This is a genomic window from Vogesella fluminis (genome assembly GCF_014652335.1).
GTDB classification, from domain to species: Bacteria; Pseudomonadota; Gammaproteobacteria; order Burkholderiales; family Chromobacteriaceae; genus Vogesella; species Vogesella fluminis.
The window spans coordinates 19,577-31,829 of sequence record NZ_BMYP01000025.1; the positions used below are offsets into that span (position 1 = coordinate 19,577).

A 12,253-nucleotide genomic window follows, 5' to 3' on the forward strand; every position below is an offset into this window, starting at 1 on the left:
TATCCAGAGTTCGGTTTTCAGGAGAGCAAGGCCAGGCAACGCCGGCTGGCCCCCTGGTGTATTTGGGTAAACCGGCGGGCCGCGACTGCCAGTTGTTCACGCTGCCCGGCATCCGACAGTAATTGCATGGCTGTCGCCACCAGCTCGTCTGCATTCCGTACCTGCCGCGCCGCTTTGGCGGCCAGGGCCAGTTTTGCCGCTTCGGCAAAGTTGTAGGTCGATGGCCCCAGTAATACCGGCAGGCCGATGCTGGCCGGCTCGATCAGGTTTTGCGAGCCGAAATCCAGCAAGGAGCCGCCGACAAAGGCGATATCCGCGGCGGCATAGTAGGCAAACAATTCGCCCATGCTGTCGCCAATCCAGACTGCGGTTTGCGGCGAAACCGGCAAATTATCACTTCGGCATTGAACGGCAAAGCCGTTTTCCGCTGCCGACTGTGCGACCGCAACAAAACGCTCCGGGTGGCGCGGCACGATCACCAGCAGGCTGCGGCCAACCTTTGCCTTGCGCCAGGCATCCAGAATCAGCGCTTCTTCGCCGTCGCGGGTGCTGGCGCATACCAGTACCGGCCGTTCGCCGATACGCTGGCGGAATTGCCGGCCCAGTTCAAGTTGTGCGGGCGGCGGGGTGATGTCGTACTTGGTATTGCCGCAGACATGAATATTGCGCGCGCCAAGCCGGGCAAGGCGCCGGGCATCGTCTTCGCTTTGTGCCGCTACCGCTGTCAGCGCCTGCATGGCCGGGCGTATCAGCGGCAGGATTCGACGATAGCCGCGCAGGGATTTTTCCGACAGGCGGGCATTGCACAGGTACAGGGGCACGCCCTGCTCGTGGCAGGCGTGCATCAGGTTCGGCCACAGCTCGGTTTCCATCAGGATGCCGAAGCGCGGCCGCAGCGCGGCGACAAAGCGGCGCATCACCCGCACGTTGTCGTACGGCAGGTAGCGCACCTCGGCGTCGGGGTACAGCTGCTCGGCGGTGGCGCGCCCGGTCGGCGTCATCTGGGTGATGACGAAGCGTGCCTGTGGATACTGTTCGCGCAAACGGGCAAGCAGAGGCTGTGCCGCGCGCGTCTCGCCCACCGACACTGCGTGCAGCCAGATCACCTCGCCGCCCGCCTGCGGCAGCGCGTCGCCGAAGCGCTCGTCCCAGTGTTCGAGATAGGCCGGCGCCTGGCGGGCGCGTTTTCGCAGATAGCGCCGGAGCAGCGGCGTCGCCAGCGGCCACAGCAGGCTGTACAGCGCGCGCGCGATCATGCGCCGCGCACCCGCGCCAGCAGCGCCAGCACCGCGTCCACCGCCGGGATCTCGCCGGCACGGCCGATGTTGGCCGCACGCGTGCCTACCCCCCCGACCAGCGCCGGGTCGGTGTCGGTGAAGATTGCCACCAGCGGCACATCCAGCGCGTTGGCGAGGTGGGTGAGGCCGGTATCGACGCCGATCACCGCCGCGGCGTGGCCCAGCAGCGCCGCCGCCTCGCGCAGGGTCATCTTCGGTGCCAGCAGCGCGCCGGGGATGGCTGCGGCCAACCTTTGCGCACGCTCCCGTTCCGCCGCGCTGCCCCACGGAATGACGATGGCCAGGCCCTGCCGCTGCAGCGCCTGCGCCAGCGCGATCCAGTGCGCCTCCGGCCACAGCTTGCTATCGCGGCTGGTGGCATGCAGCAGCACCGCGTAGTCGCCGGCCGGCAACCACGCCAGGCGCGCACCGCAGCGAATGCCAAACACCGGCGCACCCTCGGGCCGGTAACCGAAGGCGGCGCCGAACAGCTGGCGGTTGCGCTCGATTGCCGACAGCTGGCGGCTGACCGCGTAGCGGCGGTCGTAAAAGCGGCTGGCCAGCGGCTCGCGGATGCTGGCGCGGTCGTAGCCGGCCAGCGGGCCGCGGGCCCAGCGTCCGGGAATCGCGCTCTTCAACAGCCCCTGAGCGTCCAGCACCAGCTCCCAGCGGGTGGCGGCCAGCGTGTGCCGCAACGTGCGGATCTCGCGCCAGGTGGCGGCCTTGAACAAGGCCTTGCGCCAGCGTCGCCAGGCGATGGGGATGGTGCGGCTCACCAACGGGTGCAGGCCGGGAATGTCGGCAAAGCCTTCTTCCGCCAGCCAGCTCACCGTCACATCCGGGCGGTGGCGTGCCAGATCGGTCAGTGCCGGCCAGGTGTGGATAAGGTCGCCCATCGACGATGTGCGCAGCAACAGGACGTTTTTCATGCGCCGGATTTTACGGGCAGCCCTGTGGTTAACCAAGTAAAATCAGGGCGACCGCTTTGTGGATAACTGGCAGTGGATAAATTTCGTCAAAACTATCCACAAGCTGTCCTGCCCCTGGCAAGCCCTTCAAAGACCCAGCCCCCAACAAGCCAAACTATTGAAAACATTGCTCAATAGCGACTTATCCACAAGGAAGTGTCTACTACATCAGTATCTTCATATTTAAAATAGGCAAACAATGAAAAGAGGAGCTGCAGACCAAAACCGTCTGCGGTGCGACTTGCGTCATTGCCGGCAAGAGATTGTGGATAAGCACGAGGCACGGCAAGATGGCAAAATTGTCCACAACTGATGCACGCCATTCCAGCTGTGGCAACGACAGGCTGCAAGACTGTGCAAGTCATTGAAAAAACTGGTCTTTAGCGTGTTATCCACAGACCGGCACTGCCTTCTACTATCCTTATCCTTTATATAATCAGAAAGTACTAGAAAGAATGTCGCGCCAACTTAGCGTGGTTCTGATCACCAAAAATGCCGAAGCACTGCTGGAAAAATGTCTGCAAAGCTGTGCCTTTGCCGACGAGATCGTGGTGGTGGATTCCGGTAGCAGCGACAGGACATTGGCAATAGCCTCTGCCTATAAGGCCAAAGTTATCCACCAAGAGTGGCTGGGATTCGGCCCGCAAAAGCAGTTTGCGGTACAACAGGCCAGCCACGACTGGGTGCTGTGCCTGGATGCCGACGAGTGGCTATCTGAAAAATTGCGCAATGAAATCAAGATATTGCTGAACAATCCGGCGCTGGGCGCCTACCGCTTCGCGCGCAGCAACAAGTTCATGGGGCGCTTTCTGAAATTCGGCGAAGGCTATCCGGACTACAGCCTGCGGCTGTTCGATCGCCGCCAGGCACGCTGGTCCGACGACGTGGTGCACGAGTACGTGATCGCCGATGGCGAAGTCGGCACCGTGGCCGGCGACCTGATGCACGAATCCGGCGAAGACATCGCGCTGTACCTCACCAAACAGAACCGCTACACCAGCCTGCAGGCAGAAACGCTGTATCAGCGCGGGAAAAAGGCGGGTATTGCCAAGCTGGTGTTGAGTCCGCTGCTGCGCTTCGTGAAGTTCTATCTGTTGCGGCAGGGGTTTCGCGACGGCCTGCCCGGACTTGTCCACATCAGCATTGGCTGCTTCAACAGTTACATCAAATACGCGAAGCTGATCGAGCTGCACCGGCTTTGCAAACAGGAAAAATGACAATGAAAGTACTGGTCACCGGCGCCGCCGGTTTCATTGGCCGCGCGGTATGTGAAAAACTGCTGGATCGCGGCGATGTGCAAATGATCGCTGTGGATAACCTCAACGACTACTACGCGGTGGCGCTGAAACACGCCCGCCTGGCCACCTTGCAGGGCCGCGACGGCTTTCATTTCCACAAGCTGGACATCGCCGACTGGGCTGCGCTGGATGCGCTGTTCGCCGCCGAGCGCCCGGACTACGTGGTCCACCTCGCCGCCCAGGCCGGCGTGCGCTACAGCATAGCCAACCCGCACGTGTACGCGCAGAGCAACCTGATCGGCCACACCAACATGCTGGAAGCCTGCCGCCGCCACCCGGTGCAACATCTGGTGTTCGCCAGCTCCAGCAGCGTGTACGGCAAGAACGCCAAGGTGCCGTTCAGCGAGGACGACCGTGTCGACGAGCCGGTCAGCTTCTACGCCGCCACCAAGAAGGCGAACGAGGTGATGGCGCACAGCTACGCCCACCTGTACCAGCTGCCGGTCACCGGCCTGCGCTTCTTCACCGTGTACGGCCCGTGGGGCCGTCCGGACATGGCGCCGTGGCTGTTTACCGAGGCCATCCTCAACGGTGAGCCGATCAAGGTGTTCAACCACGGCCAGATGCAGCGCGATTTCACCTACATCGACGACATCGTCGAGGGCGTGCTGCGGGTGATGGCGCATCCGGCCGGCGGTGACGTGCCGTTCGCGGTGTTCAACATCGGCAACCACAACCCGGTGCCGCTGATGGACTTCATCGAGGCCACCGAAGCCGCCTGCGGCCGCGAGGCCGTCAAGCAATACCTGCCGATGCAGGACGGCGACGTGCCGGTCACCTATGCCGACACCGCCCGGCTGCGCGCCGCGGTCGGCTTCTCGCCGGACACGCCGCTGCGCGACGGCATGCAGGCCTTCGTCGACTGGTATCGCAGCTACCACCAGCACTGACTTATCCACAAGCGGCGGCGCAGCCAACGTTGCGGCTCGCCGCTGCCGCGCCATAAACAGGCCGCCAGCGCCCGCTGCCGCGCTTACCTCCCCGTGCCGCTGATCGCACCCGCCGCTCGCGTGGCGGGTTGCTGCTGCGCCATTGCGGCCAACGTTGGCCGCATTGCGGCAATTTTCCCGCCACGGTCTAAGCTGAACACAGGCATTTCCAGCCCGGAAGGCGGCAATCATGGATACCGGACATCACGAACTGGCCGAGCTGTTTGCACAGCTGGGGCTGAACAACAACGCCAAGGCGATCAAGCAGTTTGTGCAGAGCCACCCGCTGCCCGCCGACATGGTGCTGGCGGAGGCACCATTCTGGAGCGCAAGCCAGGCCGCCTTCCTGCGCCAGTCGCTGGACTGCGACGCGGAATGGTCGGACGCGGTCGATACCTTGGCGGCGCTGCTGCAGCAACGCGGCTGACGCCGCCGGCCGGCGCTGAGGCTACCGGCGCGCGGCGGCGATAAATGACAGCTAGATCAACGGCTTGCCGGTGCCTGCGGCCAACGTTTGGCGTCGCGGCGGCATGGTCTATGCTGGGTTATCACCGTTGTTGAGGAGACCCGTCATGATGATCGCCCGCTGGAGTATCGAGGCCAGGTTTGGCCACAAACCGGAAGTCATCGCCGAGATGCAGCGCTGGCTGCGCGACATCGGCTCGCAGGTCGGCTGGACGCCGCAGCGCGTGCGCCTGCTGACCGGCTCGATCGGCGTCAAGGAATCCACCATCCAGTCCGAGATCGAGATCGCGGATCTGGCCGAGCTGGACGCCGCCTGGAGCAGGCTGGCCACCCTGCCCGACCACGCGGCGTGGAGCAAGGCGCTGGAGCCGCACGTGGTGTCCGGCACCCAGCGCTGGGAAATCCTGCGCATCATCAGCTAGCCACCCGCCATGTCCGGGGATGACCGCGCGTCGTCCCCGGCCGGCCTTGCGGCCAACGTTGGCCGCAACATCGACCCCACCCAAGTGCCTGATTCTGCTATCATTCCGCGCCTTGCCCCCACCCACCGCAGGAAGTATTCATGAGTCTGTTGCCGCACCAGGTCGAGCTGTTGTCCCCCGCCAAGAACATCGATATCGGCCGCGAGGCGATTTTGCACGGTGCGGACGCGGTCTATATCGGCGGGCCGAGCTTTGGTGCGCGGCACAACGCCTGTAACAGCGTGGCCGAGATCGCCGGGCTGGTGCAGTTTGCCCACCGCTACCACGCGCGCATCTTCACCACGCTCAACACCATCCTGCACGACGCCGAGCTGGACGCCGCGCGCACGCTGATCTGGCAACTGTACGACGCCGGTGTCGACGCGCTGATCGTGCAGGACATGGGCATCCTGCAGCTGGACCTGCCGCCTATCCAGCTGCACGCCTCCACCCAGTGCGACATCCGCGACGCCGCCAAGGCGCGCTTTTTGTCCGATGCCGGCTTCAGCCAGATCGTGCTGGCGCGCGAGCTGACCATCCCGCAGATCCGCGCCATTGCGGCCAACGTCGGCGCCAGTGCAAACGATCCCGCGGCCATCGAATACTTCATCCACGGCGCACTGTGCGTCGCCTTCTCCGGCCAGTGCTACATCAGTCACGCCGACAACGGCCGCAGCGCCAACCGTGGCGACTGCTCGCAGGCCTGTCGCCTGCCCTACACCCTCACCGACGAAAAAGGCGGCGTGGTCGCCTTCGACAAGCACCTGCTGTCGATGAAGGACAACAACCAGAGCCGCAACCTCGAAGCGCTGCTCGACGCCGGCGTGCGCTCGCTGAAGATCGAAGGCCGCTACAAGGACGTCAGCTACGTCAAGAACATCACCGCCCACTACCGCCTGCTGCTCGACGAAATCATCGAGCGCCGCCCGGAACTGGCGCCCGCCTCCAGCGGCAGCAGCGAAATCTACTTCGCGCCCGATCCGGACAAGACCTTCCACCGCGGCGCCACCGACTACTTCGCCACCGGCCGCAAGATCGACATCGGCGCCTTCGACTCGCCGAAATTCGTCGGCGTCGAGCTGGGCAGCGTGCACCGGGTCGGCGACAACTGGCTGGAGATCGCGACCGCAGAGACCATGGCCAACGGCGATGGCATCAACTACATGAAGAAGCGCGAAGTCGTCGGCATGCAGCTCAACACCGTGCAGCAGGTCGGCCACGTGCCGGGCGGCGAGCGGCTGTGGCGCTGCGTGCCCAACGACCCGGCGGTGCTGGCCGGCCTCAAGCCCGGCACCCACATCAGCCGCAACCGCGACCACGCGTGGGAGCTGTCGCTGCTGAAAAAATCGGCAGAACGCCGCATCGGCGTGTGGCTGAACCTGGACCAGACCGCCGACGGCCTGGCGCTGACCGTCACCGACGAAGACGGCTGCAGCGCCACCGCCCACGCGCAACTGGCGCTGGAGCCGGCCAAGGACGCCGCCCGCGCCGAAGCCAGCCTGCGCGACGCCGTCGCCAAGCTCGGCAACACCCTGTTCGTGGCCAACGACGTGGCGCTGAACCTGGCACAGCCGTGGTTCGTGCCGTCGTCGGTGATCAACGCGCTGCGCCGCGACGCGGTGGAAAAACTGGAAGCCGCAAGGTTGGCCGCATGGCCGCGCCAGCCGCGCAAGGCGCCGGTACAGCCGCCGGTGCCGTATCCGGAAAAAAACCTCAGCTACCTCGCCAACGTCTACAACGCCAAGGCTTGGGATTTCTACAAGCAACACGGCGTGGAAGTGATAGCACCGGCCTACGAGGCGCACCAGGAAGAAGGCGAAGTGTCGCTGATGATCACCAAGCACTGCCTGCGCTTCTCCTACAACCTGTGTCCGAAGCAGGCCAAGGGCGTGAAGGGCGTGATGGGCCAGGTGCGCGCCGACCCGATGGTGCTGAAATCCGGCGACGAGACCTACACCCTGAAATTCGAATGCCGCTCGTGCGAGATGCACGTGATGGGCAAGATGAAGAAGCACGTGCTGAAATCGGCGCCGCCCTCCGAGATCCCGGCGACGGCGCCGATCACCTTCTTCAAGCAGCGGCCTGTGTCGTAAGGTAGGTGCATGCGGCCAACGTTGGCCGCAGGGTTATAGACAAACAACAAGGGCAAGCCGGATGGCTTGCCCTTGTGCTTTGCAGACGATGCTTCACGCAGGGCACGGGCCGCGATCCATCATCAACAAAAATGCCATCAGGATGGAGCCGCCCGGCGGATTCGGTTATGGTGGCTGCCATGCCCGCCACCCGCACCGCCCGCACACAACAGCATCCGGAACCCACACCATGAAACGCCAACTATTACCCGTCCTGCTGGCAGGCTGCCTGTGTGCCAATGCCGGCCACGCCGCCAGTCTCCCCGACATACAGGCGGCCGATAGCGCCGCCCGCACCTGGCTCGCGCTGATCGACAGCAATGATTTTGCCGCCAGCTGGCAGCAGGCTGCCGCGCTGTTCAAGTCATCCATCAGCCAGCAACAGTGGCTGGATGCGCTGCACCGCGCGCGAACTCCGCTGGGCAAGCTGCAGGCGCGCACGCTGCAATCCGCCGTGCCGGCCCATACCTTGCCGGGCGCGCCGCCCGGCGACTACGTGGTCATCCAGTACCGCGCCCGCTTCGACAACCGTGCCGAGGCAATCGAAACGGTAACGCCGCAACGCGAAGCGGATGGCAGCTGGCGGGTTGCCGGCTACTTTATCAACTAGGGCCGGGTAGGCCCTCTCAGGAGACAGCAACATACAGGCAATCGGTACTTTCAACGTCAAACTCACGCCGCTGGAGGTATTTCACCAGGGCAGTGAGGGGCGCATGGCCATTGAGGCGGCGGCGAAGTGCCCACTCAGGAAATCCACGAAGCAACGCACTCGGGCGGACAAACCCAGCCGCGGCGGGTACAGCGCCCAACGTTTACCGCGAATGAATGAGCAAGGTTGGCCGCAAGCGATAACAGCTTTTCGGCCAACCTTTTTTGATGTGTTGCATCCGCTGCGCGGAAATTTTTTATCTGCCGCTTTCCGCGCGGCGGCGGGATACTTTCTTTTGCTTCGCCAAAAGAAAGTATCCAAAGAAAAGGCGACCCGGAGGCGCAAGCATTCCCGCGAAAACCGCCGCCATCCCGGCGCCGCCCATCCGCTGCGCTCAAAAGAGGGCGGCTTGTTTCCGGGATGACGACAGTTTCCACGGCTTGCGCCAACGGGAATGGGCGCGTCGGTGCGGTTTTGGCTGACGGTGTGGCTTGTGGGTGTGACTTATCCACAACCGTAGGGTGCAACACCCCGGCTTTATCGGGGCGTTGCACCGTTCTTCGGGCGGGTGACACGTGTAGCCCGGATAAGCCGCAGGCGCATCCGGGGAGGTGTGATGTCCATCCCAGGGCAAGCAACCCTGCCGCTTGAGCGGTCGCCTTTCCCGGATGCGCTGTCGCTTATCCGGGCGACGGTGCTGATGTTTACCGAGATCACATGCCAAAGGTTGGCCGCAAGCCGGCAGGCTTTCCGTTGTGGTTTACCGGGTTTGCCATTTGCTGTCAGACTGGCGCCTTTAGTCACGGGAGTGAGCATGGTTGCCACCGTACAGTCTTACAGTACCGGAAAAAACCGGGCGTCCACGGCAGAGGGCTGGGATGGTGTGGTGCGGGTTTCTGCAGGTGGTTTTTATGGCAGCGGGGCACTGCTGTTTGATGGTCATGCCGTGCTGACGGCCGCCCATGTGGTCGCCCATGCCTTTGGCACGCAGGGTGGTGGGGCGAGTGTGCATTTCGAAACGGCTTCCGGCAGCCAGACCGTGGCGGTGGACAGGGTGCTGCTGCACCCTGGCTATGACAGCAACGGCAACAATGATCTGGCGCTGGTCTGGCTGGCAGAGGCGGCTCCGCTGGCTGCGGAGCGTTACGATATTTACCGGGATGACGATGAACTGTTGCAGGGATTTGTTTTTGCCGGCTATGGCGTGCCGGGTACCGGCCGTAATGGCATGGACGAGTCCTATGACGGCGACCCGGTTCGCCAGTGGGGCATCAACCGTTTTGATGCCGACCCGGCCATCCTGAAACAGTCTCTGGGCCCGGTGATGGGCTGGCAGCCGCTGATGGGCAGCCAGTTGCTGGCGGATTTTGATAATGGTCTGCAGTCACAGGATGCACTGGGCCGTTTTCTCGGTATCCATGAGCGTGGTTATGCAGAAGACGAGGGCAATCTGACATCGGGTGATAGCGGCGGCCCGGCTTTCCTGGCGGGCAAGGTTGCGGGCGTGGCCAGTTATGGCGCGAGCCTGTCGGCCGGCGCCATCGCACCGGATTACGATCAGGTTGCCAATAATGCCGGTTTTGGCGAGATGGCGGCCTGGCAACGGGTCAGCTTCTACCAGCAGTGGATAGACCAGAGCCTGCGTGCGCAATATCAGGATGCTCCGGACACGGCGGCCAGCGTGGTGCGCCATGTTACCGAAGGGCATGACGGGGCATCACTTGCCTATTTTCTGCTGGAATTTACCGGGGTACGCAGTGATCCGCAGCAGTGGCTGAGTGTCGATTACTGTTCGCGTGATGGCAGTGCCGTGGCCGGTGAGGATTATCTGGCGGTCAGCGGCCGGCTGGTGTTGTACCCCGGCGAGAACAAGGCGGTAATCCCGGTAGAAATCCTGGGCGATGCGCTGCCGGAGGCAGACGAGACGTTCTATCTCGATGTGTTCAATCCGGTAGGCGGCAGTTTCGGTGCCGGTGTGCTTACCCTGTCGGCGATGCGTACCATTGTTGACGATGACGGCTGGCTGCTTGCGAGCAGCTGAGGTTGGCCGCAGGCTTTTTGCTAGAATGTCGTTTTTGCTTGTTGCCGGAGTATCTTGATGTCGACCATTACCATCCGCATGGCCGTTGCCGCAAGGGCGGTCTGCCGCCGCAACAGGGAGAGCTGATCATGGCACTATTCCAGCCAGTCAGCCGGCAGGCATTTGCCGGCAAGTTTTGGCAGCGTACGAGCAGCTACGCCTTTGCCGGGCAGGAGGCTGTCTGTGCACTGCTGGCACAGGAGATGCCCAAGGCGGTGACGTGCATGCCGATTGCGTTCATGGCCGAATCCGGTCAGTTCATGCCCGTGGCGCTGCAGGGTTTGCAGCCGGGGCAGAATCTTCATGTGGCGGCAGATGGACGCTGGCTGCTGCCGTATGTTCCTGCCGCCTACCGGGCTTATCCGTTCCGTTCGGCTCTTGCCGGTAACGGGCAGTTTGTCCTGTGTTTTGACATGGAAAGCGGCTTGCTGGCGGATAGCGGCGAGGCTTTCTTTGCCGAAGACGGCACTACCGCGCCTTTTCTCTCGCAATTGGCGGGGTTTCTCCAGGCTTGCGAGCAGGATCGTGCCCGTACCATGCAGTTGACGGCACTGCTTGGCGAGCTGGGCCTGCTTGCCCCCTGGCCGATTACCGTCAAGGACGGCGCGCAGGATAAGCAGCTGACCGGCATTTACCGCATCGACGAGACGGCATTGAACAGCCTGCCGGCAGAGCAGTTCGAACGCCTGCGCCAGAGCGGCGCCCTGGTCATGGTGTATTGCCAGTTGCTGTCGATGCAGCATCTGGCGCATCTTGGCGAACGGGCACGGCAGCTGGTGGCGGCACGGCAGCAACTGGCTGCAAGCCAGGCGTCCAAAGAGCTGGATTTGTCGTTCATGAGTGGTAGCGAGACGCTGAGCTTCGGCACATTCTGACGCGCTTGCGGAGTGAGGGGGGCGGTGATATGATCGCGCTCCCTGTTTGAGCGCCCATGTAGCTCAGGGGTAGAGCACTCCCTTGGTAAGGGAGAGGTCGGCAGTTCAATTCTGCCCATGGGCACCAGCAGCCGCATTTACGCCAGCCGGTACTGGCCGCAAAAACCCGAAGCCTGCGCTTCGGGTTTTTGCATTACGGGGCCGGTAGCGGCGCTTGCCAGCCGGAGCATCAGTGCCTTGCCACGGGGGATGATGCAGCACCGGCCGACAAACAGCACAATGGCAGCAGCGGATTGCGCTACAATCCGCTGTTTTTCATTGCGGTGGCGGAAATGCTGCCGAATCAAGGTTTTAAGGAATCAGTGTGGCCGATATCGAGCGCCTCGATACGTGGGTAAAGTACAAGAACGGCCTGTGCAGCGACTGCATGGGCAGCTGTTGCAGCATGCCGGTGGAAGTGAAGCTGCCGGATCTGGTGCGCATCGGCGTGGTGGACGAGTTCGAGCTGGGCGAGCCTATCAAGAACATCGCCAAACGTCTGGAAAAGCAGCGCATCATCCAGCATTTCAACTTCAAGAGCGGCATGTTCACGCTGACGCAGCGCGCCAACGGCGATTGCCAGTATCTGGACCAGAAAACCCGGCTGTGCAGCATCTACGCGCTGCGGCCGAATACCTGCCGCAATCACCCGCAGGTCGGCCCGCGGCCGGGGTTTTGCGCCTACACCCGTAATCCGCAGCATGGCCGCAAGGTGAGTACATGAGCGACAAACAAAGCAACAATCCGCTGCACGGCGTGACGCTGGAAGCGATGCTGACCGAGCTGCACGCCCACTACGGCTGGGATGGCCTGGCCAGCCGCATTGCGGTGCGCTGCTTCAGCCACGAGCCGAGCATCAAGTCCAGCCTCGCCTTCCTGCGTCGCACGCCGTGGGCGCGCGACAAGGTGGAGGCGCTGTATCTGCAGCTGAAGAAGCCGAAGCGCACCCTGGCGCCGAAAGCCGCCGCGCCCACGCCGGCCGGCCACGGTGCGGCCAGGGCGCCGACCATCCTGTTTGCCCGCAAGACGCCGCCGACCGACGACGCCTGAGCCGGCTGCCGGCAAACCATCCGGCCGCGA

13 protein-coding genes and 1 tRNA gene are annotated in these 12,253 nt (G+C 63.3%); 12 read left to right on the forward strand and 2 right to left on the reverse strand.

All coding sequences use genetic code 11. The features are described 5' to 3' along the window. Positions 1–17 precede the first annotated feature (17 nt). Together waaA and waaC are read right to left on the reverse strand one after the other, a co-directional pair. Positions 18–1,256, reverse strand: coding sequence for a lipid IV(A) 3-deoxy-D-manno-octulosonic acid transferase (gene waaA, locus IE083_RS10625; RefSeq protein WP_189353577.1), 1,239 nt, complete (start codon positions 1,254–1,256; stop codon positions 18–20). Then, positions 1,253–2,206, reverse strand: a complete 954-nt coding sequence (gene waaC / locus IE083_RS10630; protein WP_189353578.1) for a lipopolysaccharide heptosyltransferase I — start codon at positions 2,204–2,206, stop codon at positions 1,253–1,255. Before waaC ends, waaA begins: the two co-directional genes overlap by 4 nt. A 494-nt stretch (positions 2,207–2,700) precedes the next feature. Here waaC and IE083_RS10635 point away from each other — a divergent pair, with 494 nt between their 5' ends. The 12 genes from IE083_RS10635 to IE083_RS10690 all read left to right on the forward strand — a co-directional run bounded on the left by IE083_RS10635 (position 2,701) and on the right by IE083_RS10690 (position 12,223). Further along, positions 2,701–3,462, forward strand: coding sequence for a glycosyltransferase family 2 protein (locus IE083_RS10635; RefSeq protein WP_189353579.1), 762 nt, complete (start codon positions 2,701–2,703; stop codon positions 3,460–3,462). 2 nt (positions 3,463–3,464) lie between these two features. Next, entirely contained in the window at positions 3,465–4,433 is a 969-nt protein-coding gene (locus IE083_RS10640) for an NAD-dependent epimerase (protein WP_189353580.1), read from the forward strand. A 229-nt stretch (positions 4,434–4,662) separates the two neighbouring features. Beyond that, positions 4,663–4,899: a DUF2789 domain-containing protein gene (locus IE083_RS10645; RefSeq protein WP_189353581.1), complete on the forward strand. Its 237-nt coding sequence runs from the start codon at positions 4,663–4,665 to the stop codon at positions 4,897–4,899. Positions 4,900–5,044: 145 nt separating this feature from the next. Then, positions 5,045–5,359, forward strand: coding sequence for a hypothetical protein (locus IE083_RS10650; protein WP_189353582.1), 315 nt, complete (start codon positions 5,045–5,047; stop codon positions 5,357–5,359). Between the two features lie 140 nt (positions 5,360–5,499). Beyond that, positions 5,500–7,491, forward strand: coding sequence for a peptidase U32 family protein (locus IE083_RS10655; RefSeq protein ID WP_189353583.1), 1,992 nt, complete (start codon positions 5,500–5,502; stop codon positions 7,489–7,491). 229 nt (positions 7,492–7,720) lie between these two features. After that, the gene (locus tag IE083_RS10660) at positions 7,721–8,140 is read left to right on the forward strand and encodes a DUF4019 domain-containing protein (RefSeq protein WP_189353584.1); all 420 of its coding nucleotides are present in this window, start codon (positions 7,721–7,723) and stop codon (positions 8,138–8,140) included. A 211-nt stretch (positions 8,141–8,351) separates the two neighbouring features. Continuing rightward, positions 8,352–8,603 carry a hypothetical protein gene (locus IE083_RS10665; protein WP_189353585.1) on the forward strand — a complete coding sequence of 84 codons (252 nt, stop codon included), beginning with the start codon at positions 8,352–8,354 and terminating at the stop codon, positions 8,601–8,603. 192 nt (positions 8,604–8,795) lie between these two features. Next, positions 8,796–10,220, forward strand: a complete 1,425-nt coding sequence (locus IE083_RS10670) for a trypsin-like serine protease (protein ID WP_229799716.1) — start codon at positions 8,796–8,798, stop codon at positions 10,218–10,220. Between the two features lie 128 nt (positions 10,221–10,348). Continuing rightward, positions 10,349–11,134, forward strand: coding sequence for a SapC family protein (locus IE083_RS10675; protein ID WP_189353586.1), 786 nt, complete (start codon positions 10,349–10,351; stop codon positions 11,132–11,134). A gap of 52 nt (positions 11,135–11,186) precedes the next feature. Beyond that, a tRNA-Thr gene (locus IE083_RS10680) sits at positions 11,187–11,261 on the forward strand. 237 nt (positions 11,262–11,498) lie between these two features. After that, complete coding sequence (locus tag IE083_RS10685) at positions 11,499–11,897, forward strand: YkgJ family cysteine cluster protein (RefSeq protein WP_189353587.1); 399 nt, start codon at positions 11,499–11,501, stop codon at positions 11,895–11,897. Beyond that, positions 11,894–12,223, forward strand: a complete 330-nt coding sequence (locus tag IE083_RS10690; protein ID WP_189353588.1) for a VF530 family protein — start codon at positions 11,894–11,896, stop codon at positions 12,221–12,223. Before IE083_RS10685 ends, IE083_RS10690 begins: the two co-directional genes overlap by 4 nt. The last annotated feature ends 30 nt before the right edge of the window (positions 12,224–12,253 follow it).

Coding starts and splice junctions, on each gene's coding strand:
- waaA (WP_189353577.1), bottom strand. CDS start 1,256: ATGATCGCGCGCGCGCTGTACAGCCTGCTGTGGCCGCTGGCGACGCCG.
- waaC (WP_189353578.1), bottom strand. CDS start 2,206: ATGAAAAACGTCCTGTTGCTGCGCACATCGTCGATGGGCGACCTTATC.
- IE083_RS10635 (WP_189353579.1), top strand. CDS start 2,701: ATGTCGCGCCAACTTAGCGTGGTTCTGATCACCAAAAATGCCGAAGCA.
- IE083_RS10640 (WP_189353580.1), top strand. CDS start 3,465: ATGAAAGTACTGGTCACCGGCGCCGCCGGTTTCATTGGCCGCGCGGTA.
- IE083_RS10645 (WP_189353581.1), top strand. CDS start 4,663: ATGGATACCGGACATCACGAACTGGCCGAGCTGTTTGCACAGCTGGGG.
- IE083_RS10650 (WP_189353582.1), top strand. CDS start 5,045: ATGATGATCGCCCGCTGGAGTATCGAGGCCAGGTTTGGCCACAAACCG.
- IE083_RS10655 (WP_189353583.1), top strand. CDS start 5,500: ATGAGTCTGTTGCCGCACCAGGTCGAGCTGTTGTCCCCCGCCAAGAAC.
- IE083_RS10660 (WP_189353584.1), top strand. CDS start 7,721: ATGAAACGCCAACTATTACCCGTCCTGCTGGCAGGCTGCCTGTGTGCC.
- IE083_RS10665 (WP_189353585.1), top strand. CDS start 8,352: ATGAATGAGCAAGGTTGGCCGCAAGCGATAACAGCTTTTCGGCCAACC.
- IE083_RS10670 (WP_229799716.1), top strand. CDS start 8,796: ATGTCCATCCCAGGGCAAGCAACCCTGCCGCTTGAGCGGTCGCCTTTC.
- IE083_RS10675 (WP_189353586.1), top strand. CDS start 10,349: ATGGCACTATTCCAGCCAGTCAGCCGGCAGGCATTTGCCGGCAAGTTT.
- IE083_RS10690 (WP_189353588.1), top strand. CDS start 11,894: ATGAGCGACAAACAAAGCAACAATCCGCTGCACGGCGTGACGCTGGAA.